The sequence below is a fragment of the Polynucleobacter sp. MWH-Braz-FAM2G genome, from assembly GCF_018687635.1.
GTDB lineage: Bacteria > Pseudomonadota > Gammaproteobacteria > Burkholderiales > Burkholderiaceae > Polynucleobacter.
In genome coordinates, this window is record NZ_CP061300.1 from 880703 (window position 1) to 902679 (window position 21977).

Genomic DNA, 21977 nt, shown 5'->3' on the forward strand with positions numbered 1-21977 from the left:
TCGATATACTCAGCGCTCAGTCTAACAAATTGGCGCTACTTGCCCCACCTTTATAGCCATATGCTGCAAATCTATAACACTCTTACTCGTTCAAAACAGGTTTTTAAGCCCATCGAGCCTGGCAAGGTGAAGATCTACGTCTGTGGCATGACTGTCTATGATTTTTGCCATATTGGCCATGCTCGGGTCATGATTGTGTTTGATATGGTGGTACGCTGGCTTAGGGCCAGTGGATATGAAGTCCAGTATGTGCGCAATATCACTGATATTGATGACAAGATCATTAATCGTGCAATTGAAAATGGTGAGCCAATTTCCGCCTTAACCAATCGCTTTATCGATGCAATGCATGCAGACTCGGATGAATTGGGTTTAATGCATCCAGATCAAGAGCCACGCGCAACAGATTTTATAGAGCAGATGCAAGGCATGATCGGCAAACTCATTGAAAAAGAATTGGCCTATCAAGCGAATGATGGCGATGTTAATTTTGCAGTGCGTTTATTGCCGCGCTATGGACAACTATCTGGCAAGACTTTAGATGAATTAAATGCTGGTGAACGCGTTGCAGTTGGTGATGGTAAGCGTGACCCACTGGACTTTGTTCTTTGGAAAAGCGCCAAGGCTGAGGAACCTGCCGATACTCGTTGGAAGTCTCCATGGGGCGAAGGTCGTCCTGGATGGCATATAGAGTGTTCAGCAATGTCATGTGATTTATTGGGTGAGCACTTTGATATCCATGGTGGCGGCGCAGACTTGCAGTTTCCGCATCACGAAAACGAAATCGCCCAAAGCGAAGGTGCTTTGTATGGCAAGGATCGCAAAGAAGAAGATGCACCCTTTGTAAATTACTGGATGCACAACGGGCATATTCGGGTAAATGAAGAGAAGATGTCAAAGTCTTTGGGAAATTTCTTTTTAATTCGAGATGTTCTCAAGAGTTTTGACCCTGAAGTTATTCGCTTCTTTATGCTGAAGGCGCATTACCGCAGCCCAATTAATTACAGCGATGCACAATTAGAAGAAGCACGCTCTGGATTGGTACGCTTATATACCGCTTTGTCGCAAGCTCCAAAAGCGCAAGCATCTGCACTCGACCCAAATAATGCTTGGGTTAAACGTTTTACGGATGCTATGAATGATGATTTCAATACACCAGAGGCGATAGCCGTTTTATTTGATCTGGCAACTGAATTAAATCGCGCGCAGGGTGAAGAAAAGCAATTGCTTGCTAATACGATGAAAACCCTTGGTCTTTCATTAAATTTCTTGCAACGTGATCCAACCGCATTTTTGCAAGCAGGTTCCAAAGATCAAGACGGCTTAAGTCCTGAGCAAATAGAAGAGCAAATTGCAGCGCGTATTGCCGCTAAGCAAGCAAAAGATTTTTCTCAAGCAGATGCAATTCGAAAAAATTTGCTAGAGCAGGGTATTGTTTTGGAAGATAAACCAGGCGGCATAACAGAATGGCGTAGAGCTTAATGGCAGCAGCAAAAGACAAAACAGAAGTCGCTCCCGAGTACTGGGAGCAAGCTTGCCGAGAACTCATGAAGCAAGATCGCATTCTGAAAAAGTTGATCCCAAAATATGGATCAGGATTTTTGGTGACGCGTGGGGATCCATTTAATACATTGGCTAGAGCAATTGTTGGTCAGCAAATTTCAGTAGCGGCCGCGCAATCGGTTTGGAATAAAGTGGTTGCCGCTTGTAAAAAGAAGGTAAATCCTAAAAATATCCTGGCACTCTCCGTCGAAGAATTACGTGCGGCAGGTTTATCTGGGCGAAAGGTTGAATACATCCGAGATTTGGCCGATCACTTCGATTCGGGTCGTCTTCACGAAAATCAGTGGAAAGACATGGATGATGAGAGCGTCATTAAAGAATTAAGCTCAATTCGGGGTATTGGGCGCTGGACCGCTGAAATGTTCCTCATTTTTAATATGGTTCGCCCTAATATTCTGCCATTGGACGATGTTGGTCTAATTAAGGCGATTTCCCTCAATTACTTCAGTGGAGAGCCTGTTAGCCGCCATGAAGCCCGTGAAGTGGCTGCCAATTGGGCCCCATGGCGTACAGTTGCCACCTGGTATATGTGGAGAAGTATCGACCCAATCCCAGTTGAATATTAAAATCAGACTATGAAAACGACTTTCCTGGATTTTGAGCAACAAATCGCCGAATTAGAGTCAAAGATTGAAGAGTTGCGTTTTGTGCAAGATGAGTCATCGGTAGATATTTCCGATGAGATAAAAACGCTCTCTGAGAAGAGTCTGCAACTGACTAAAGACGTATATGCCAATCTCACCCCTTGGCAAGTTTCTCAAGTAGCGCGTCATCCCCAGCGTCCATACACCTTAGATTATGTGAGTGGCTTGTTCACTGATTTTCATGAGCTTCATGGTGATCGAACTTTTGCGGATGATCAATCGATTATTGGCGGCCTCGCTCGTTTTGAAGATCAACCTTGTATGGTCATTGGTCATCAAAAAGGTCGCGATACAAAAGAACGTGCTCTCAGAAACTTTGGCATGAGTCGCCCTGAAGGGTATCGAAAAGCAATGCGTTTGATGCGTCTCGCAGAAAAGTTTGGTATTCCCGTGTTTACTTTTGTGGATACCCCCGGGGCATTCCCAGGGATTGATGCGGAAGAGCGCAATCAGTCAGAGGCGATTGGTCGTAACTTATATGTGCAAGCAGAACTAGAAGTGCCTATCATTGCCACCATTATTGGTGAGGGTGGTTCTGGTGGTGCTTTAGCAATTGCGATGGGCGATGTAGTGTTGATGTTGCAAAACTCTACATACTCAGTGATTTCGCCCGAGGGTTGCGCTTCTATTCTATGGAAGACTGCTGATAAGGCGCCAGAAGCTGCCGAACAACTTGGTTTGACTGCTCAACGACTGAAGGCATTAGGTCTGATTGATAAGATTGTTGCTGAGCCTATTGGCGGTGCTCACCGCGATTACAGCACGATGATGAGCAATATGCGTAAAGCACTTGCCGAGTCTTTAAAAACCTTTGATGGCATGAAAGTAGATGCTTTACTGGAGCGTCGTCATGAGCGTTTGATGAGTTATGGCAAGTTCAAGGAAATCACAGCAAAGTCCTAAATCAGGAAAACGAATTGCGGTTGCCCTCAGTGGCGGCCTCGATTCGGTTGTTTTGCTCGATACGGTTTGCAAGGCGCAAACTCAGTCAAAAACCCAATCTACAAAAACAAAAAACCAAAATCAAATTTATGCCTTCCATGTGCATCATGGCTTGCAAAAGTCTGCTGATGAATGGCTAACCTTTTGCGAGAAGCTAGCAAAAAAATATCAGATTCATTTTGATTTTCGACTCTTACATTTGGGTAACCCTAAAGAGCAAGGAAATGTAGAAGCAAGAGCTAGGGCGGGGCGCTATGAAGCGCTCGCCGAGCTTTGTGAAGAGCACGGTATTGAAGATTTATTGTTGGCGCATCATCAAAACGATCAAGCTGAAACGGTGTTGCTACAACTTCTGCGGGGATCGGGTGTAGCGGGATTGTCTGGTATGCCACAAAGCAGAGAGCTCCAGATCAATCAACACACCATTACTCTTTGGCGACCACTGCTCAATATGGGTAGATCAGAGTTAGAGGCTTATGCAAAAGAGCGTAAGCTCAAATGGATTGAAGATCCAAGTAATCAAAACACGGAATACCGTCGTAATGCGATCCGCCAAAAAATTATTCCGATCCTAAAAAATATTCAACCAGAATCACTAACGAATATGGCACGCAGTGCGCAGTTGCTTGGTGAAGCGCAAGGGTTACTCAATCGCTTAGCAAAACAAGATGGTAAAAATATTCTTAAGAATGATCGGTTAAAAGTGATGCCTATGCTTGCATTGGCTAAAGTAGATTTGCCAGCCGCAAATAATCTCATCCGATATTGGTTGCAAACCCAGCAATTAGCAATGCCATCACAAGAGCGTTTGCAATCTTGGTGGCATGACTTAGAGAAGGTCAAGGCAGATGCCCAATTGGAGTGGCTTCATGATGAAAGAAAAATTCGTTTATGGCGAGGCGCACTACAGGTAGCAGGTAAGGAAGAGGGAAAATGGGTTTTTAAAACGTTGCCAACAAATTCCAAGCAATTAGGCCTGCCCGCTGATTGGGTCAAGAATGCCCAAGAAAATAATCAAATTAGCCTAAAAGAGAGGGTGGGTTCGGAAAAGATCCAGATTAAGCCGAATAGCCCTCGAAAAACCCTCAAAAATCTCTTTCAGGAGGCGGATATCCCACCTTGGGAACGCCAGGCTCCCTTACTTTATATCCATGATGAATTGATTGCAGTTGCTGGGATTGGCACTAGCTATCCACATCTTATTTCTAAAGGTAGGCGCATAGTCCCGGAATGGATACAAAACCCTGTAAAATAAGCCTTTTTTAGAACCTCAGGGCATAACAACCCTGTTTCAGACAGTTAAATAAACGGTTTTTATGGCTCTTATCGTTCATAAATATGGTGGCACCTCAATGGGCTCAACCGAGCGCATTGCTAATGTCGCCAAACGCGTTGCTAAGTGGATGCGTGCAGGTCACCAGGTGGTAGTAGTGCCTTCAGCTATGTCTGGCGAGACCAATCGCTTGCTAGGCCTTGCAAAAGAAATCAATCCTGAAGCCCATCCAAGAGAGCTTGATCAAATTGCCTCAACTGGTGAGCAAGTCAGCTCCGGTTTATTGGCATTGGCCTTAATGCGAGAGGGCATTGACGCAGTGAGTTATGCCGGCTGGCAAGTCACGGTGCATACCGACTCCTCTTTTACCAAAGCTCGCATTAAGAGTATTGATGATCAAAAGATATTGAAAGATCTCAATGCTGGTCGTGCAGTAGTGGTTACTGGTTTCCAAGGCGTAGACCCAGAAGGCAATATCACTACATTAGGTCGTGGTGGTTCCGATACTTCAGCAGTAGCCATGGCAGCCGCACTTAAAGCAGATGAGTGCTTAATCTATACCGACGTTGATGGCGTCTACACAACAGACCCACGTGTTTGCGAAGATGCGCGTCGTTTAGACAAAATTACTTTTGAAGAGATGCTAGAAATGGCAAGCTTGGGTTCAAAGGTATTGCAGATTCGTTCAGTAGAGTTTGCAGGTAAATACAAAGTTAAAACTCGGGTGCTGTCTTCGCTGACAGACCCATTGATGCCTTTAGCTGAAGAGATGAGCTCAGGCACCTTGATTACATTTGAAGAGGACAGCACTATGGAAGCCGCAGTTATTTCCGGCATCGCCTTTGCGCGTGATGAAGCGAAGATTACCGTTCTAGGAGTTCCTGATCGCCCAGGTATTGCATATCAAATTTTGGGGCCGATTGCAGATGCCAATATTGATGTGGATATCATCATCCAAAATCAATCTGTTGAAGGTAAGACCGATTTCACCTTTACCGTGCCACGCGCTGATTACCAAAAGGCATTGGATATTCTCAAAGGCACTGTACAAGCTCACATTGAAGCAAAAGAAATCTCTGGTGATCCAAAGGTCTCTAAAGTTTCCGTGGTTGGCGTTGGTATGCGCTCTCATGTTGGTATTGCAAGCAAGATGTTCCGCACTTTGTCAGAAGAGGGTATCAACATCCTCATGATCTCCACAAGCGAGATCAAGATCTCCGTAGTGATTGATGAGAAATATATGGAGTTGGCAGTACGTGCACTGCACAAAGCATTTGAGTTGGATCAGAAGTAAGTACGGAAGTAAAAGCAGGAATAAAAGGATCAAAAAGCAGTAAACCCCCAGTAAGACAGTAATCCGTTAAACTGTGGGGCGTTGTAGAAGTAGTAAGGAGACGTGGCCGAGCTGGTCGAAGGCACTCCCCTGCTAAGGGAGCATCGGGGCTAAAACTCTGATCGGAGGTTCGAATCCTCTCGTCTCCGCCAGTACTTTCCGCAAAGCCCCTAACCACGGGGCTTTGTTTTTTCTAGGGTTCTCTACCCACCAGCCTACCCACCACTAAAACGATGCTCGGGTTTCAAGTTTTAGTTGGATCTTGGGTGCGGGGCTTGGGGCGATATGTATGTTTTTGGTCACTTAGGGTCATAAATAGCCCGTTGGAGCTCGGTTAAGTGAGGGTGGGCTGGAATGGTTTCCCTTCAGCATAGCGCTAATAAAGAATTATGATTAACCCATGGGTAGCCAATTAATTGGGTGACTGATTTGTCGAAGACCCTTAAATTAGGGCATAAACTGCTATAAAAACCATTAGAAAGCCTTGGATGAAAAGCCTGTGGATTACAGTGTTACTGCTATTCAGCCTAGCAGGCTGTCAAACAACCGAGGATATTGATTTCACCTCTAAAGATTATGAGTGCACTACAACATGTAGAAATAGATATGACACATGTCAGAGTGCCATAACCATGATGCCTATTCGTAAGAATAATGACTGTGTGGATAATTTGCGATTTTGCATTGCTCAATGTCCGCCAAAGGGGGCTAAGGCGATGGCGCCCAATAGTGCCAACTCAGCCTTAAATCAAACTTCATTCGATGAGGCAAAGAAGATGTGTGCAGAGATAGGCTTTAAATCTGGAACCGAAGCCTTTGGTCAGTGTGTTCTTAAGCTAAATAAATAGCCGGTATAAGCGATTTTAAATATGAATCTATTTATTAGGATCTCTATTCTTGGGCTATTGGTATTACAAGGCTGTGCCTCGGCTCCTCCAGTGCAAAATGCGGCTACGACAAAATCTTATTTTGATGGCGCAGCATATCCAGGTCAGATTTATAACCTATCGGATGATAAGACTGGCGCCGAACAGTATCGTGTGTTTTCTCAGGGGTCTACAGGTTTTGTTTCCATCGCCTCTGTTCAGTCTAATGCCGAGGGTAGGGCCAAGGATTTCTGTTCAAGAGAGCAAAAGACTATAAAGGTGTTGCAGCAGCAAACCTCAACGCCGCCACATGTCCTTGGTAACTTTCCCAGGGTTGAGCTTGTTTTTATTTGTGTGGATAAGAGCGTTTTATCTGAGCAGAAAGCTAGGATTTCTTCTGATATCAAATCATCCCAGGGCGATGTTTCCGCGACCATGGATCAAGGAAAGCAAAAATGTTTAGATCTTGGTTTTAAGGTGGGAACTGAATCGTTTGGTCAGTGTGTCCTTAGGGTTTCTAAATGAAAGTTCTTGCAGCAATCTCCATTTTATTTGCATTAGTTGGCTGTGCTACACCTGCAGAATTGAGATCACAAAAGCCACTGCTTGATTTGAAAAGTACAAAGCCAGCAAAAGATGTTGCTATTTGTATCGCCGATAAGTGGGAGGGTTTGGGTGGATTTGGTGGTGCATTGACTGTCAATATGCGAGTAACTACCAGTGGATACGTAGTGTCATTACCGCTGAATGGTCAAACAGGAATGCTTGTTGATATAGATAATGACGGGACTGGATCTACAACAAAATATTACAAAGGTTTAGTGCTCTTGGAGCAAAAACTTGTCCAGGCAATAAAAGATTGCCAGTAATTTAATCGCTCTTTTTCTTTTCAGTTAAATGGTTGTGGACCTAGGGTATTCCTGTACATCCCGGAGTAGGTATCCCTAACATTTATAATCAAAGAATAATAATATTTTCGGGTAAAAATGAGCAATATCGCGCTAGAAACAATGCAAAGCCTTCTTCAGGAGCGCCTGGGAATCGATAAAGAAAAGGTTACGCTAAATGCCTCTTTGGAGGATCTTGGTATTGACTCATTAATGCAGATCGAACTCCTTTTTGATTTTGAAGATAAATACAAAATCAAAGTACCTGATGTAACCACTAAACCAGTGACGATTGGCGATCTTCTTGCAATTGTTGAGCCATTTATTCCCAAGAATTAACTAGCTGAGATCTTCACCATGAAGAGACGTGTTGCAATAACTGGTATTGGTTTAATTGATCCTCTTGGCGAGTCAATGGGTAGTTTCTTTGACCGTACGGTAAAAGGCGAGTCGTCGATTCGTCATTACGCTACAAACGATATTCCAGTTCCAGTTTCAATCCCTGCAGTTTTTTGCCAGAACTTTAATGGCGATGAGATATTGGGCAAGCCAAGAACTATATCGATGGATAAGTTCTCGCAGATGGGTCTTGTTGCTGCATTTGAAGCCTGGACTAATGCTGGATTTGATATTAGCGATAAGTCACACAAACCAAATGCAGGTGTTTCATGGGGTACCGCCCTTGGCGGCACCAGGATCTATGAACAGGGCTTGAAGGAGATGTGGCAAAACGGTCGAGAGCGCCTGCCGCCATTGGCTGTTGTCATGGGCATGAATAATGCTTGCTCATCGCATATCGCAATTCAATTGGGTCTTGGTAACTCCTCTTTAAGTTACACGGTTGCTTGTTCCTCGGCTTCTGCTGCAATAGGTGAGGCTTACAGAAGAATTCGTGATGGCGATGCAGATGTCATGGTTGCTGGCGGATCAGATACGCCGCTAATTTATGGCGTTATTAGAGCTTGGGATGGAATGCGTGTGTTATCGCCTGGCAATGAAGAAACATCGCCAAATGCATGCCGCCCATTTGATAAAAGTCGCTCTGGCCTTGTATTGGGTGAGGGTGCCGCAGCACTTGTTCTAGAAGATTGGGATCATGCAGTTTCTAGGGGTGCCTCCATCATTGCTGAACTGGCTGGATACGGAGCAAATTGCGACCATACCAATCTAGTTAAGCCCGATCCAACTGGTCAGGTAGCGGCAATGTCTTTGGCCCTAGATGATGCTGATGTAGTAATCGAAGATGTTGGTTATATCAATGCACATGGCACTGCCACGATAGAAGGCGATCCAAGCGAAATAGAAGCCCTAAGGCAGGTTTTTGGGTCTCACGCAAAGGATCTTGCTGTGAGCTCCACAAAATCAACCCATGGGCATCTAATGGGTGCATCAGGTGCTATTGAGGCCGTTATTACGATTCTTTCGATCAAGAATGGCGTTGTTCCCCCTACAGCTAATCTCAAGGAGATTGATCCTTTATGTGAGGGCGTCAATCATATTAAGGTGGGCGATCAGAACAAGATAAAGCTTAGGGCTGCAATCTCAAATTCATTCGCATTTGGTGGCAGTAACGCAGTTTTAGTATTTAAATCTGCTCAATAGTTTGACGTTCCAATGAGCCAATCTTCTTCATTTGGAATAGAGTCTTGGGCTGCTTGGAGTCCTTCTTTAAAAACATCCAGTGATTGGTTATCTTGGGTTAAGAATCCTTCTGCTTTGGTTGGTGAAGAAAAGCCAAAGGTTGAAGGCATGCAGCCAATGAATCGCCGGCGCTTGAAGCAGCTTGGTGGAATGGCTTTAGAAACAGCCTATAGCCTTCCTGAGACAGGCGCGCCAATTATTTTTTGCAGCCAACAAGGTGAGTCGACTAGGTGTTACGAGCTCTTGCAGGAGTTAACAGAAACTGGAAAGCTATCACCCCAGTCTTTTAGTTTGGCTGTACATAATGCAATTCCAAGCTTGTACACAATTGATAAGAAGTTAAATTCCAACGTAATTGCAATTTCGTCTAATGCCGGTGTATTTTCAGCATTAGCAGAGGCGATTGGATTGCTTGCTGATGGCGAGAAAAGGGTGCGCATCATTGTTGCTGCAGAACCAACGCCAGATATCTATAACTCATATTGCGATTTCCCTGGCGAAGCATACGCATACTCTGTAGATCTGATTTCTTCAGGAGATCTTTCTCTCAGCATTTCCGCTGCTAAAGAAGCTAAGTCTAACGATGCAAATATCTCTATAAACCTTGAAGTCCTTAGGTTTTTACTTTCTGAAGATCAGAGTTATGAGGCTGCGATAGACAATACCTCTTGGCATCTGAAGAGGGGTTAATGTTGAATCGTTATTGGCGAATCTTCGCAACAGGACTCTCATTTGCAATATTTGGAATCTGTGGAACGATTCTTACGGCGCTATTGCTTCCAGTTTTATTTCTAACTAATGACACACCAGCTCGCAGAAAGTTTGGAAAGCTATTGCTTAAGCTTTCCTTTCGAAGCTTCTTGTGGGGGATGCAATTCCTTGGTGTGATGGATTTGCAAACCAAAAATTTAGGCCGACTCAAATCTGGTGGGCGCCTAGTTTTATCAAATCACCCAAGCTTGATTGATGCGGTCATATTGATTGCACTTATCGATAACCCTAACGGAATCATTAAGTCCAGCCTATTTAATAACCCAAGCATGTATGGCTTAGCAAAGATAGCGGGATTGATGCGCAATGTTGAAGGCCCAGAGCTAATACGCAAATCTATAGAATCTATAAGTAGTGGCGAAAATTTGATAATATTTCCTGAGGGAACCAGGACAAAGGTATTGGGTCAGGTGACTTTCAAGCAGGGTGCTGCCTATATTGCAATCAAAGGCGGAATTAATATCACCCCCATATTGATAGTTACCTCTGAGCCAGTACTGAGAAAGGATCACAGTTGGTACAAGGTTCCTTCGAAAAAGCCGGTATTTACTGTTTCCGTATTGGACGAGGTTAATGTTGCCACTAAGGTAAATCCTCGTGGTGATTTGTTGATTGAAGCAGCTGAACTAACAGAATATTTAGAAGAATACTTTACGCATGAGCTTAGAGAGCATGAACAGTCTTGAACAAGAAATCAAAGAATTAATTATCAGCAGCCTAAATCTCGAAGATTACTCACCTGCGGATATTAAGTCTGAGGACTCTTTATTTAACGATGGTCTTGGATTGGACTCCATAGATGCATTGGAGCTTGGTGTGGCGCTTCAAAAGAAGTATGGCCTGGAGATGACTAATATTACTAAGACGGAAGGCAAGCATTTTTATTCAGTAGCAACGTTAGCCAAATTTGTAGCAGAAAACAGAACAAAATAAATGCCGCGGTCCGAGCGTATTTGCTCGATCTATAAATTGGTAGGGTAAATGAAAATCAATGGAAGTCTTGCTTGCGGTACTGCTACCAATATCTATCTGGGTATTTAAATTTCTAGACATTCCGTTTTGGGTGGCTGGCATATTCTTTGTGCCACTTGTCTTTCTTAAAAAGAATCCTTATTGGGGCAGAGCACTGTCTATAGTGGCACTAATTCTTGGCATTGCGTCACTTTTGCTTAGAAATGCTGAGTTCGTATATTTGTATCCCGTGCTGGTCAATTCAGTGCTATTCACAGTTTTTGTTTCCAGTCTCTTCGGCAACCAAACAATCGTCGAAAAAATTGCCAGACTGAAAGATACAAGATTTACTGATCAGCAGATTCCTTATGCACGCAAGGTAACTATCGTATGGGCAATATTTTTCTTGCTTAATGGCTGTATAGCGCTTCTGACCATATTCATTGACGATAAAGCATATTGGTCGCTATATAACGGCGCCATTTCCTATGTGCTCATGGGATTGATGTTCGCTGGTGAGCTTTATTGTCGTAAGAGACACATTGAGAATGCTTAGCAACAAGCTTTCGAATCTCCTGTTAAGCAAGCAGGACAGCTCATTCATTACGAATGATGGAGTAACTCTTGCTCAGCTAAAGAATGACGTAGCAAGGGCGCGATCCTCTTTTCAAAGCATTGGCGATGTCGAAATAGCTGTATATGACTCGGATGCATATAAGTTCTTAGTTTGGCTTCTTGCTGCATGGCAAGAGGGGCGCAAAGTGCTAGTCCCAGTCGATATGAATATTGCCCTAAATTCCAGCTTTTCAAATTGGTTCAAGATTGGTGAGTTTGAGAGCTCACAACTCTCTGCCTGGGGTGAAGATATAGACCCTGCGAATGAGCTGTTTCATGAATTAAATTCCGACTTCGATGCCATAGGTGTCTTTACTTCTGGATCAACGGGTAATCCAGTGAGAATCGATAAGAAGATATGGCAGCTTGAAAATGAAGTTGAAGCACTTGAACATACATTCGGTGAGCTGATACCAAATGATGTTTCTTTTATTAGATCGGTTAGTCACCAACACTTCTTCGGCATGCCGTTTGCTCTACTTTGGGCAATATCTAGGGGCTCCAAAATCACCAGGCAATCCATAAAAGGCGGTCATGAATGGAATACTCTAGAGTCACAAGTCTTAGTTACTAGCCCATCTTTTTTGAAGAGTATCGTAGAGTTAGATGCACAACATAAAAATATTGGACCAGGAGTTAAGTCAATCTTTTCAGCTGGCGGTGTATTGGATGAGCTCGTATATAGAGTTATCAATCAGATTACGAACACACGAGTTGTTGATATATACGGCAGTTCAGAAACAGGCCATATAGCCTGGAGAGATTCGCCTGATACACCATGGTTGCTTCAAAAGGGCGTTGAATTTAAAAAACCTATAGATGCTGTTCTTGAGATCAAATCTAATTTCTGTCCAAATGATGATTGGTTTTCAACTTCAGACCTCGCTCGCCAAACAGGCAATTCCTTTGAAATTCTAGGTAGGGCCGATCGCATTCTAAAGATCGAGGGAACAAGGGTCTCGCTAAGTCAGCTTATTAATTCAATTAAAGAGTCTGATCTAGTCGAGGATTGCCATATTTCTGATCTTGATAGCGGTAGAAGATCTCAATTGGGTTGTGTAATTAAGTTGAGTGCTAAAGGCAATAAGTTTATAACGATAGAAGGAAAGTTGCCGCTAGTGAACCAGCTTAAGAGCTCACTCAAAGGAAAGATAAATTCCATAGCAATACCCAGAAGGTGGCGGTTCGTAGATCAATTTCCCCAAAATGCCATGGGCAAGGTAGTCAAAAAAGATTTAGATGACTTATTTTCAGAGAGCATTAAGTCTCCAATAGTTGTAAGCAAAAAGGTTGAGGAGTTATTGATGGAATTGGTTTTGGATATGTCTAAAACCTTGGCTTGTTTTAATGGACATTTCGATGGCTTCCCAGTTGTGCCTGGAGTGGCCCTAATTGAGTGGGCCATTAAATTCGCTCAACAAGGATTTGGGGGTGGTCCCGCATTTGTGGGAATGTCTCAGGTGAAGTTCCAGCAATTTATTAAGCCCAACCAAATAGTTCACCTGCAGTTAGAGCGCAATATAGATTCAAGCAATATTAAGTTTCAATATCGCAACTCGGATACCATCCTTTCAAGTGGAACTTTAAAGTTTAAATAAACCAGCATGAATATTTGCGCATTAATTCCCTATTACAACCATCCAGAGGCTATAGGTCATGTGGTTAGGCAGCTATCGGCTTACAACTTGCACATCATCATTGTGGATGACGGTAGCGATGAAAAGTCCAAATTAGGCCTTAAACCTTTATTAGGCTCACCTAATGTAACTTTAGTTACGAGAGAGGTAAATGGCGGGAAGGGCGCTGCCGTAATCACTGGAATGCGTGAAGCGCTTAAGAGGGGTTACACACACGCACTTCAGGTGGATGCGGATGGGCAGCATGATCTGGAAAAGATCCCAGAATTGCTTAGGTTGAGTGAACGTCATCCAGACAAAATTATTTCAGGGATGCCTGTATATGATGAGTCCGTTCCAACCAGCCGGAAGTTATGGCGGTATGCCACCCATATTTTGGTTTGGATTCATACGCTTTCATTTGAAATTCGAGATTCAATGTGTGGATTTCGTATCTACCCACTAGAGAAGACTTTGAAGGTCATAGACTCAAGAAAAGAGTTTGGCCAGAGGATGGATTTTGATATTGAAATTCTTGTGAGATCTCTTTGGGATAACTTGCACATAGTTCAATTGCCGGTTGGGGTTAAGTACCCAATTGATGGTGTGTCGCACTTTCAGTTATTTAATGACAACTTTCTAATAACCAAGCTTCACATACGATTATTTTTTGGAATGATATTTAATTTCCCTAAATTGCTCTTTAGAAAGGTATTTGCTTGATTCACTGGGCAGATCTCAATGAGGTTTCCGCATCCTTAGGCATAAGGTTGTTGTTCCTCGTCTATAGGGTATTCGGTAGGCTGCCAGTTCTTTTGATTCTCTATCCAGTTATTTTCTGGTTTCTCATCTTTAGCAAGGTTGCAAGAAGGTCATCTTATGACTATTTAGATCGCCTATATCAATATAGCGGTGGAGCTACGCCAAAACCTACATGGCTAAATGTATACAGACATATTTATGCATTTGGCGAATGCATTCTAGATAAGCTAATCATCTGGAGTGGAAGCATTGATGATCTAGAGTATTCGCTTGATCAGATAGAAGCATTTAATGAGTTAACAAAAGAGGGCAAAGGTGCAATTATTGTTGTATCGCACCTAGGCAATTTAGATTTTTGCAGGGCTATTGCTAAATTCCACCCCAATATCGATTTGACTGTTTTGGTTCACACTACGCATGCCGTGAAGTTCAACAAGCTTCTCAAGGCTATTAACCCAGATAGCGCTTTAAATATTATTCAGGTATCAAAATTTTCAATGCAAGATGCAATGCTTTTATCTGAAAAGATTGAAAAGGGTGGGTTGATTGCAATTGCAGGTGATAGGGTCCCATTAATGTGGGGCAACACTATACCGTTAAGTTTTCTGGGGTCTAAGGCCGATTTCCCTTTGGGGGCCTATTTGCTGGGAAAAACTTTGGGCTGCCAATTACTTTCCTTAATGGCCATAAAAGTAAATGGACGGTACGAGGTATCTAGTAAGCAGATCGCCGATTTCAGTGATCCAGAGAAACGGGATTCCATGGACCTGGCTGCGCAAAAATTTGTAGAAACTCTTAATGATGGATGTTTAAAGTCTCCATTTCAGTGGTTCAATTTTTATCCGTTCTGGCAAAAGATTAATCATGAATAATTCGATTACCCGAGTATTGCTGGCATGTTTACTTTGTTTTTCAGGCCATGCTTTCGCGGACTCTTTGCTAAATCAAATTGAGGGTATGGTCGGATCCGCCCAAACTGTTCGGGGTAAGTTTGTTCAAACAAAGGTAATGACGGGAATAAGTAAGCGCCTTGTATCGGATGGAAATTTCATTGTTGACAAGACTCAGGGAGTTCTCTGGGTAACAGAGAAGCCAATCTATCAAAAGCTAAGAGTTTCGAACTCAAGCATCAAGATTGACAATAAGAGCGGCAATTTAATGGCCCTAGATGCACGTAGCGAACCATCCGTTAGGTATATCAATGAGTTAGTTCTGGCAGTCTTTTCTGGGGATTTGAATGCCTTAGATAGACTCTTTAGTTACACAGGTGAGGCATCCTCAAGGGGTTGGGCAGTAGAGCTCACGCCTAAATCCGCGGCTTCAGCACCTTTTAAGAGAATTACGATGGCGGGTGGCTCCACGATAAGTCGTATTACATTCATATCCAAGGATGGGGACTCGACTGAGATTTCGTTTAGCGATGTTCGACCTGCGGCTAGCCTAACAAAAGATGAAGCGCTTCAATTACAGTAAATCTCTTGCTGCGGGTTTTCTTGCCATTACGCTAGGTTTATTGGCGTGGACAATTTTTAATTTCAGCAATATCGCAAGCCATGTTGATAGCAACATCTTTTCTTTGCTTCCTAAGTCCGATAGAAATCAGATCGCAAAAGAATTTATTGAGCGCATTGGCAAAAATGGGGAAAAATCATTAGTTATCCTCGTGGGGTCAAATAGCCTTGAGACCTCATTAGCCGCAGAAAAACGCCTTAGAGATTTAATTAAAGAGCTACCGGTTGTTAGCGCCTCTTCTGAAAACTACTCAGAGTTTCTTGCTAAGCTAACCGCCCACAGGTCAGGGCTGTTAACGTCTGATGATATTGCCCATTTAAATACTGAATCCTCAAACTTCTGGGTTGAGAGGTCAAATGCCTTAGCTTATGCATTGGGGAGTTCTGTAGTTCCATGGAAGGATGATCCCTTTGGCCTCCTTAATGATTGGTTATATAAGTTAGGTAAGACAAGCAAGGTTCGACCATATGGCGATAGCTTAGTTGCGCAGGGGTCAGATAGAAGTTACGTTGTTGTGCCGCTAAGGGTAGATGATTCAGTGAATTCTATGAATTCTCAGATCCATCTTGCGGATAGCTTAAATATCGCAATTAATAGCACCAAGGATAAATTTCCCGAAGTTGAAATTGTGAAATCGGGAGTCATTTTCTTTGCTGCAGCCACCTCTAAGTCGGTGGAAAAAGATATATCACTTATTGGTTTGGTCTCCGGTACCTTGGCCTTGACCCTGATTCTTCTTGTTTTCAGGAGTTTGTATGCCGTTGGGGTTGTTTTAATAACGGTTTCGATCGCATTTTTATATGCCGTTCTAGCAGCCTATCTTTTCTTTCCAAAAATTTACATACTGACCATCGCTTTTGGAATAAGCCTTATTGGCATGTCTGCAGATTACTGCTTGTATTGGCTGACTGCATCTATGGGTGATCACAAAGATACATTTGAAAGAAGGCGTTATTTGTTGCCGGGTATGTCATTAGCGCTAATTACAACTGCGCTGGGTTACTTATTGATGATTGCAACGCCTTTCTCGGTACTTTCTCAGATGGCAGTCTTTTCAATAGTTGGAATTGTTGCTGCATGGCTGACAGTCGTCTTGCTATTCCCATTTATAGAAGGGCTGGATTTTAATGACAGTAAAGCAGTTAATCTGATCAAGAACTTGCAGTTACTTGTATGGGGTGCCTCTACTAAGTTCAAAGTGCTAGCCACTATTGGAATCATTGCGCTTTCTTTTTACGGATTACAGGCCACAAAGGTTGATGATGATCTGAGATCTATGGCAAGTTTAGATGGCGGGCTTGTTGCTGACCAACTGAAGGCGTCAAGTATTTTGGGTATTCCTAGCCCATCTCAGTTCTTTGTTATTACGACGTCATCAGAACAAGAAACTCTGGAGAAGACGGAGAATCTAGCTGCAAAGCTAGATAAATTGGTTGCCGATGGGTTGATAACTGGATATCAAGCAGTTACCTTGTATGTGCCTTCAATCGCAAGTCAAAAGATCGCAAGTCAGGCATATGCATCTTCGAATAAGGGGTCTGCATCTAAGTCGCTTGCCAAAGAGTTTGGAATAGACGGGACCTGGGCGACAAATCAGAGCAGGGTTGACCCACCATTAACAATTGGCGATATCAAAGATTTGCCGATATATCAAAAGCTTTCATATCTATGGTTTGATTCTGAGAGCTATGCTGGTAAATCTTCTGCAGTATTACTGACAGGAGTGAGTAGTTCGGCGGCAGTTCAAGCGCTATCTGGGGTTGCTGACCACGAAGTATCTTGGGTTAACAAGACCCAAGAAATTTCGGAATTGTTTGGTAACTACAGGACTTTATTTAGTTATGTAATTGCCGTGGGGTACTTGCTGACCTTTGTTGTTGTGTCTATAAGGTATAGAAGGGATGCTTGGCGAGCCCTTGTGCCGCCAATATTCGCGACATTGCTTACGCTGGCAATACTTTCTCTATTGGGCGAGACAATATCGCTTTTATCCGTTGTCGCCTTTGCGCTATTGCTTGGTGTTGGTACGGACTATGGGATATTTCTGCTTCAATATCCAAGCGATAGAAGAGTGCTGCTTTCGATTTCAGTTGCCGCCTTAATGACTTTAATCTCATTTGGCAGCCTTGCATTTAGCAGCATTCCTGCGCTCCATAGTTTTGGAATAGCGCTTTTATTTGGCGTGTTCCTATCTTGGTTGTTAACTATTTTCTTCGCAAAACAGGCATCAGAACATGCTTAGATTTAAGATCTTCAGTATCTGTTTGGCTGCCTCGCTTTTGCTGTCTGGCTGCGCAACGGTTTTTCTGAATGACTCCAATGACAAGAGCTTGAGTGGATTGGGTGAACCAAGAACATTAGAGATGCAGATGCAAATTACTAGAGGCGATACTTCATTTGCAATGGATCTAGTGGCTGATGTACATAATCAAGGTTTAACTGTTATAGGTTCAGCATTTGGCGCTCGTATCTTTACGCTTTCCTTTGATGGAAATCTAATTTCCGAGGGGGTGGGCTTGGGATTGCCAATTACAGTGTCCAATAGACTGATAGTAGACGATGTTATTTTGACCCTCGCTACTCTAAAGTCCTTAGAGGTAGGGTTGCCTAAGGGATGCGCAATATCCGTAGATGGTGATTGGCGAAAGATATACTGTAACGAACAGCTAATTGTGAAAATCAAGCATCAAAAAATGGCTGATAAGAATGAGCTAGTTTCTATTGAGAGACTTCAGCCAGAATATAAAGTGAATTTTGTTATAAGCGAAGCAAAGTGACGATTTATATTAACGATTACGCAATTACTAGCCCTCTTGGGTATGGGGTTGACGAGACTCGTAAGAATCTTTTTTCAGGCATTAGCCCAGGGATGGGTCCGACTGATAAATATAGCCCTGGCAGAGCCCTATATTTAGGGCAGGTTAATGACGCACTTCCCGATTTGGCTCAAACGCCGATTAAGCATCGCTCCAGAAACAATCAACTGCTCTCAGCGTCCTTTAATCAAATTGAAGATAGGTTTTTTCTTCTTTCGAGTGGAATTGAAAAAAGCCGTATTGCAGTAATTATTGGGTCAAGCACGTCAGGTATATCTGACGAGGAGGAGGTCTTTCCTTATGCTTTGGAGAATCAGAAGTTTCCGGAGTCATTTGATTTGGCTCAAAGACTATTTTGTTCGCCCGCACATTTTTTGGCAGATAGACTTGGGATTTCTGGTCCAACGTACGGAATCTCAACTGCTTGCACCTCTAGCGCTAAGGCCATCATTAGTGGGGCTAGGTTACTAAAAAGCGGAATGGTCGATTTAGTCATCGCTGGTGGCGTAGATACGTTATGCAAATTTACTGTTGCTGGATTTACTTCAATAGAATCAGTTTCAGAAGGGCGTTGCAACCCGCTTTCAGTAAATAGATCTGGAATCAATATTGGAGAAGGTAGTGCACTCTTTATTTTGAGTCGCGAACCTGGTGGCATCTCTATCTCAGGATGGGGAGAGAGCTCTGATGGTTATCACATATCTGCGCCAGACCCCGATGGCAAGGGCGGAGAGATTGCCATTAAGTCTGCTTTAAGCATGGCTAACAAGCAATGTAATCAGATTGAATACATCAATCTTCACGGCACCGGCACAAATCACAATGACTCAATGGAGTCCAAGTTAATTGACCGACTTGGGTTTGGGTGCCCGGTAAGCTCTACTAAGGCATTAACTGGTCACACGCTAGGTGCTGCTGGTGCAATTGAGGCTGCAATCTCATGTTTAACTCTCGATGGCGATGGACATTTGCCCCCGCATATATGGGATGGGGCCCAAGATCCTGCATTACCCCAGCTTAATCTTGCCTCAAGCTTGCCTGACTCACCAAAGGTCGTGATGTCGAATAATTTTGCATTTGGTGGGAATAACACATCCTTGATATTGGAGAAGGCGTGACCTCAGCGCTAGAGCAAATGCTTCCCCACAAGCCCCCGATGGTATTGGTTGATAGGCTGGTATCTAGCGATGATCACTCGGCGATAGTTGAGGCAATCATCAAGGATGACTATCCATTTACAGGTGAGTCTATTGGCACATGGATTGGTCTTGAGTTGATGGCTCAATCTGCCGCAGTCTTGGCTAAATTAACAAAGCAAGCCGGCTCAGATAAGGCTTCGTTGGGTTTTTTATTGGGAAGCAGAAGCTTTACTGCTCATGTACCTGAGTTTGTGCCTGGTCAAAAAGTGACAGTGGAGATCGAGCTTGATCCCGCAAGCGAAGGGCAGGTCATGGTTAATGCTCGCGGCAGGATTAAGGGTGTAGCTGGGCAAGTAATTTGCGAAGGTACGTTAACGTTGTATGAGCCTAACGATGATGCTTTATATTTACCCAAATGAAGCTAAATAAAACTGTTCTGATTACTGGTGCCAATAGGGGTATTGGTAGGGCTATTGCCTGCAGACTGGCCTCTGAAGGCTATGATCTGGCACTGCATTGCAGATCAAACATTGGTGAGTTGGAATCAGTTGCCCAATCGATTGAAAAAGAGTTCGGTATCAAAGCCTCTCTTTTGCAGTTTGATGTTTCTGATCGAGTCGGCACTAAAGCGGCTCTGGAAAAATATCTTTCTGAGTTTGGTGCGCCATATGGAGTTGTTTGTAATGCCGGAGTTACTGCAGATAATTCTTTTCCCGCAATGTTGGGCGAAGAGTGGGATGGCGTCATAAATACCAATCTGGGATCTTTTTACAATGTACTGCATCCATTGGTAATGCCTATGGTGTCTAGTAGAAAGCCTGGAAGAATAGTCACCATGTCTTCTGTTTCTGGGGTAATGGGAAATAGGGGGCAGGTAAATTACAGTGCCTCTAAAGCAGGCGTTATTGGGGCAACTAAAGCGTTGGCTCTGGAGTTGGCCAAGCGAAACATTACAGTGAACTGTGTGGCCCCGGGGTTAATAGAGACCGATATGGTTTCAGAAGACGTTGTCGAAAATGCTCTAAAGGTAATTCCGGCGCAAAGAATGGGGAAACCGGAGGAGGTAGCTGCAACAGTCAGCTTCCTGCTAAGCGAAGGTGCTGCCTACATAACAAGACAGGTAATCTCTGTTAATGGCGGAATGATTTAAATCTAGAAATAAAAAAGAGAAGGCTCATCCCTTCTCTTTTGGTTTGAAATAAAAGCTAGTTATTGACCAGAAGCTTTCTTCTCATCCTTTTTCATTTCTTTCATAACCTTCTGACCATATTCAGAGCTTACAGCACCCTTACATTTGAAGTCGAGGTCAATGATGCCCATGGTGGCAGTCGCTGGGTCGGGACGTAGATTCTCTTTAACAACCTCAACTCCATTGGCGCTTTTCTCAGCACAGAATTTTTCAGCATGCTGATATGCGCGTAACTTAACTTTGGCCATATCTCCGCGGGAAACATTAATTGTGTATAGGCCATCGCCTTTTGGAAGAACGCCGGTAGTAGTGGCGCAGGCGGCTAAAAATAAGCCAGCAGATAAAACCGCGATTTTCTTAGCATTTGATAACTTCATACTTACCCCTTGTGAGTCATAGTTTTACAGAGCTACATACCAACATTCTATGCTAAATTCATCATAATTTTTATAGAAATTAGGCAGTTTTAGTGACAATTTTATTAACAGGCGCCACCGGATATATAGGCTCTCATGTATGGGTAGAGCTACTACAGAGATCTTTTGATGTGGTGGGTATAGATAACCTCTCGAATTCAAAAATCGAGGTTTGCAGTGCTGTCGAAAGAATCTCGGGCAAAGGCGCAACCTTTGTTAAGGGTGATATTAGGGATTCAGCCTTTCTATCCCAAGTCTTTGCAAAACATTCGATCACCCATGTCATTCACCTAGCTGCTCTAAAAGATGCTCAAGAGGCGCTACGTAATAAAGATGAGTACTTTGATGTAAACGTGAATGGCGTGAAAACATTGTTAGCCGCTATGCGAGCAAGTGATTGCCATAAAATTATTTTCAGTTCGTCAGCGGCGGTATATGGGGGCAAGGCAATTTCCCCTATGGGTGAGTCAGCTGAAACATCTCCTGCAAACTGGTATGGAGAAACCAAGTTGAAGGCTGAGCAACTACTGCGTGATGAGGCATTTAAGTTACCGCCAATGCATTCTGTAAGTCTTAGGTATTTCAATGTGGCAGGCAGGCACCCGTCAGGATTGCTCGGAAGCAGCTCAATCGTGGCATCGTTGTCTTTGTTTGACCAGATTGAAAAAGCCTTGAAATCTAATGACGCGCTATGTGTTTTTGGTGACGACTGGCATACCCCTGATGGAACATGCGTGCGAGATTATGTTCATGTATGCGACATTGCCAAAGGGCATATAGATGCATTAAAGCTCTTAGATGAAGGGAAGGGCTTTAGCGCTTTAAATCTTGGTTCTGGAACAGGAAGATCCGTTAAAGAGGTCATATCTGCATTTGAGGCCATTACCGAGTGTTTATTGCCAATAAAGGTAGTTGGGAAAAGGGTTGGAGATGTTGCTGTTAGCTATGCCGATTGCAAGAAGGGTGAGGAGCTAATCGGCTGGAACCCCACAAGAACCCTTGCTGATATATGTGGGGGCTACCTTCAGGGGCTCTAATTTT

General features: G+C 43.4%; 25 protein-coding genes and 1 tRNA gene. 25 read left to right on the plus strand and 1 reads right to left on the minus strand.

Annotated features, from left to right (window positions below; translation table 11 throughout):
* Positions 1-60 precede the first annotated feature (60 nt).
* From cysS to fabG, 24 genes are all read left to right on the plus strand, one after another.
* On the plus strand, positions 61-1482 hold the full coding sequence (gene cysS, locus FD973_RS04640; RefSeq protein ID WP_215324453.1) for a cysteine--tRNA ligase: 1422 nt from the start codon (positions 61-63) through the stop codon (positions 1480-1482).
* On the plus strand, positions 1482-2129 hold the full coding sequence (locus FD973_RS04645; protein ID WP_215324454.1) for a DNA-3-methyladenine glycosylase: 648 nt from the start codon (positions 1482-1484) through the stop codon (positions 2127-2129). Before cysS ends, FD973_RS04645 begins: the two co-directional genes overlap by 1 nt.
* A gap of 9 nt (positions 2130-2138) precedes the next feature.
* Positions 2139-3110 (plus strand): acetyl-CoA carboxylase carboxyltransferase subunit alpha, encoded by a 972-nt coding sequence (locus FD973_RS04650; RefSeq protein WP_215324455.1) that lies wholly within the window; start codon positions 2139-2141, stop codon positions 3108-3110.
* Complete coding sequence (tilS, locus tag FD973_RS04655; protein ID WP_215324456.1) at positions 3076-4404, plus strand: tRNA lysidine(34) synthetase TilS; 1329 nt, start codon at positions 3076-3078, stop codon at positions 4402-4404. The genes FD973_RS04650 and tilS overlap by 35 nt, the downstream gene beginning before the upstream one ends.
* A 61-nt stretch (positions 4405-4465) precedes the next feature.
* On the plus strand, positions 4466-5716 hold the full coding sequence (locus FD973_RS04660) for an aspartate kinase (RefSeq protein WP_215324457.1): 1251 nt from the start codon (positions 4466-4468) through the stop codon (positions 5714-5716).
* 96 nt (positions 5717-5812) lie between these two features.
* Positions 5813-5907 (plus strand) — tRNA-Ser (locus FD973_RS04665).
* A gap of 480 nt (positions 5908-6387) precedes the next feature.
* Positions 6388-6603: a hypothetical protein gene (locus FD973_RS04670; RefSeq protein ID WP_215324458.1), complete on the plus strand. Its 216-nt coding sequence runs from the start codon at positions 6388-6390 to the stop codon at positions 6601-6603.
* A gap of 21 nt (positions 6604-6624) precedes the next feature.
* Positions 6625-7146: a hypothetical protein gene (locus FD973_RS04675; RefSeq protein WP_215324459.1), complete on the plus strand. Its 522-nt coding sequence runs from the start codon at positions 6625-6627 to the stop codon at positions 7144-7146.
* On the plus strand, positions 7143-7490 hold the full coding sequence (locus FD973_RS04680) for a hypothetical protein (protein ID WP_215324460.1): 348 nt from the start codon (positions 7143-7145) through the stop codon (positions 7488-7490). The genes FD973_RS04675 and FD973_RS04680 overlap by 4 nt, the downstream gene beginning before the upstream one ends.
* Positions 7491-7607: 117 nt before the next feature.
* Positions 7608-7847, plus strand: coding sequence for an acyl carrier protein (locus FD973_RS04685; protein ID WP_215324461.1), 240 nt, complete (start codon positions 7608-7610; stop codon positions 7845-7847).
* 18 nt (positions 7848-7865) lie between these two features.
* Positions 7866-9110 (plus strand): beta-ketoacyl synthase, encoded by a 1245-nt coding sequence (locus tag FD973_RS04690; RefSeq protein WP_215324462.1) that lies wholly within the window; start codon positions 7866-7868, stop codon positions 9108-9110.
* A 12-nt stretch (positions 9111-9122) separates the two neighbouring features.
* Complete coding sequence (locus FD973_RS04695; protein ID WP_215324463.1) at positions 9123-9839, plus strand: beta-ketoacyl synthase chain length factor; 717 nt, start codon at positions 9123-9125, stop codon at positions 9837-9839.
* Complete coding sequence (locus tag FD973_RS04700; protein ID WP_215324464.1) at positions 9839-10606, plus strand: 1-acyl-sn-glycerol-3-phosphate acyltransferase; 768 nt, start codon at positions 9839-9841, stop codon at positions 10604-10606. The genes FD973_RS04695 and FD973_RS04700 overlap by 1 nt, the downstream gene beginning before the upstream one ends.
* Positions 10593-10853, plus strand: a complete 261-nt coding sequence (locus FD973_RS04705) for a phosphopantetheine-binding protein (protein WP_215324465.1) — start codon at positions 10593-10595, stop codon at positions 10851-10853. Before FD973_RS04700 ends, FD973_RS04705 begins: the two co-directional genes overlap by 14 nt.
* 58 nt (positions 10854-10911) lie before the next feature.
* A complete protein-coding gene (locus FD973_RS04710) occupies positions 10912-11427 on the plus strand; it encodes a hypothetical protein (protein WP_215324466.1) in 516 nt (171 codons plus the stop codon).
* The gene (locus tag FD973_RS04715; RefSeq protein ID WP_215324467.1) at positions 11420-13084 is read left to right on the plus strand and encodes an AMP-binding protein; all 1665 of its coding nucleotides are present in this window, start codon (positions 11420-11422) and stop codon (positions 13082-13084) included. Before FD973_RS04710 ends, FD973_RS04715 begins: the two co-directional genes overlap by 8 nt.
* 6 nt (positions 13085-13090) lie before the next feature.
* Positions 13091-13825, plus strand: a complete 735-nt coding sequence (locus FD973_RS04720) for a glycosyltransferase family 2 protein (protein WP_215324468.1) — start codon at positions 13091-13093, stop codon at positions 13823-13825.
* Positions 13822-14736: an acyltransferase gene (locus tag FD973_RS04725; RefSeq protein ID WP_215324469.1), complete on the plus strand. Its 915-nt coding sequence runs from the start codon at positions 13822-13824 to the stop codon at positions 14734-14736. The genes FD973_RS04720 and FD973_RS04725 overlap by 4 nt, the downstream gene beginning before the upstream one ends.
* The gene (locus FD973_RS04730; RefSeq protein ID WP_215324470.1) at positions 14729-15337 is read left to right on the plus strand and encodes an outer membrane lipoprotein carrier protein LolA; all 609 of its coding nucleotides are present in this window, start codon (positions 14729-14731) and stop codon (positions 15335-15337) included. Before FD973_RS04725 ends, FD973_RS04730 begins: the two co-directional genes overlap by 8 nt.
* Positions 15315-17618: an MMPL family transporter gene (locus FD973_RS04735; protein WP_215324471.1), complete on the plus strand. Its 2304-nt coding sequence runs from the start codon at positions 15315-15317 to the stop codon at positions 17616-17618. The genes FD973_RS04730 and FD973_RS04735 overlap by 23 nt, the downstream gene beginning before the upstream one ends.
* A complete protein-coding gene (locus tag FD973_RS04740; RefSeq protein ID WP_215324472.1) occupies positions 17611-18153 on the plus strand; it encodes a DUF3261 domain-containing protein in 543 nt (180 codons plus the stop codon). The genes FD973_RS04735 and FD973_RS04740 overlap by 8 nt, the downstream gene beginning before the upstream one ends.
* The gene (locus FD973_RS04745) at positions 18150-19310 is read left to right on the plus strand and encodes a beta-ketoacyl-ACP synthase (protein WP_215324473.1); all 1161 of its coding nucleotides are present in this window, start codon (positions 18150-18152) and stop codon (positions 19308-19310) included. Before FD973_RS04740 ends, FD973_RS04745 begins: the two co-directional genes overlap by 4 nt.
* Entirely contained in the window at positions 19307-19750 is a 444-nt protein-coding gene (locus tag FD973_RS04750) for a hypothetical protein (RefSeq protein ID WP_215324474.1), read from the plus strand. Before FD973_RS04745 ends, FD973_RS04750 begins: the two co-directional genes overlap by 4 nt.
* Positions 19747-20481, plus strand: coding sequence for a 3-oxoacyl-ACP reductase FabG (gene fabG, locus FD973_RS04755; RefSeq protein WP_215324475.1), 735 nt, complete (start codon positions 19747-19749; stop codon positions 20479-20481). The genes FD973_RS04750 and fabG overlap by 4 nt, the downstream gene beginning before the upstream one ends.
* A gap of 59 nt (positions 20482-20540) precedes the next feature.
* Here fabG and FD973_RS04760 read toward each other — a convergent pair whose 3' ends face one another.
* On the minus strand, positions 20541-20897 hold the full coding sequence (locus tag FD973_RS04760; RefSeq protein ID WP_215324476.1) for a hypothetical protein: 357 nt from the start codon (positions 20895-20897) through the stop codon (positions 20541-20543).
* A gap of 92 nt (positions 20898-20989) precedes the next feature.
* On the opposite strand from FD973_RS04760, the gene galE reads away from it, so the two are divergent.
* On the plus strand, positions 20990-21973 hold the full coding sequence (gene galE / locus FD973_RS04765; RefSeq protein ID WP_215324477.1) for a UDP-glucose 4-epimerase GalE: 984 nt from the start codon (positions 20990-20992) through the stop codon (positions 21971-21973).
* Positions 21974-21977: the final 4 nt, after the last annotated feature.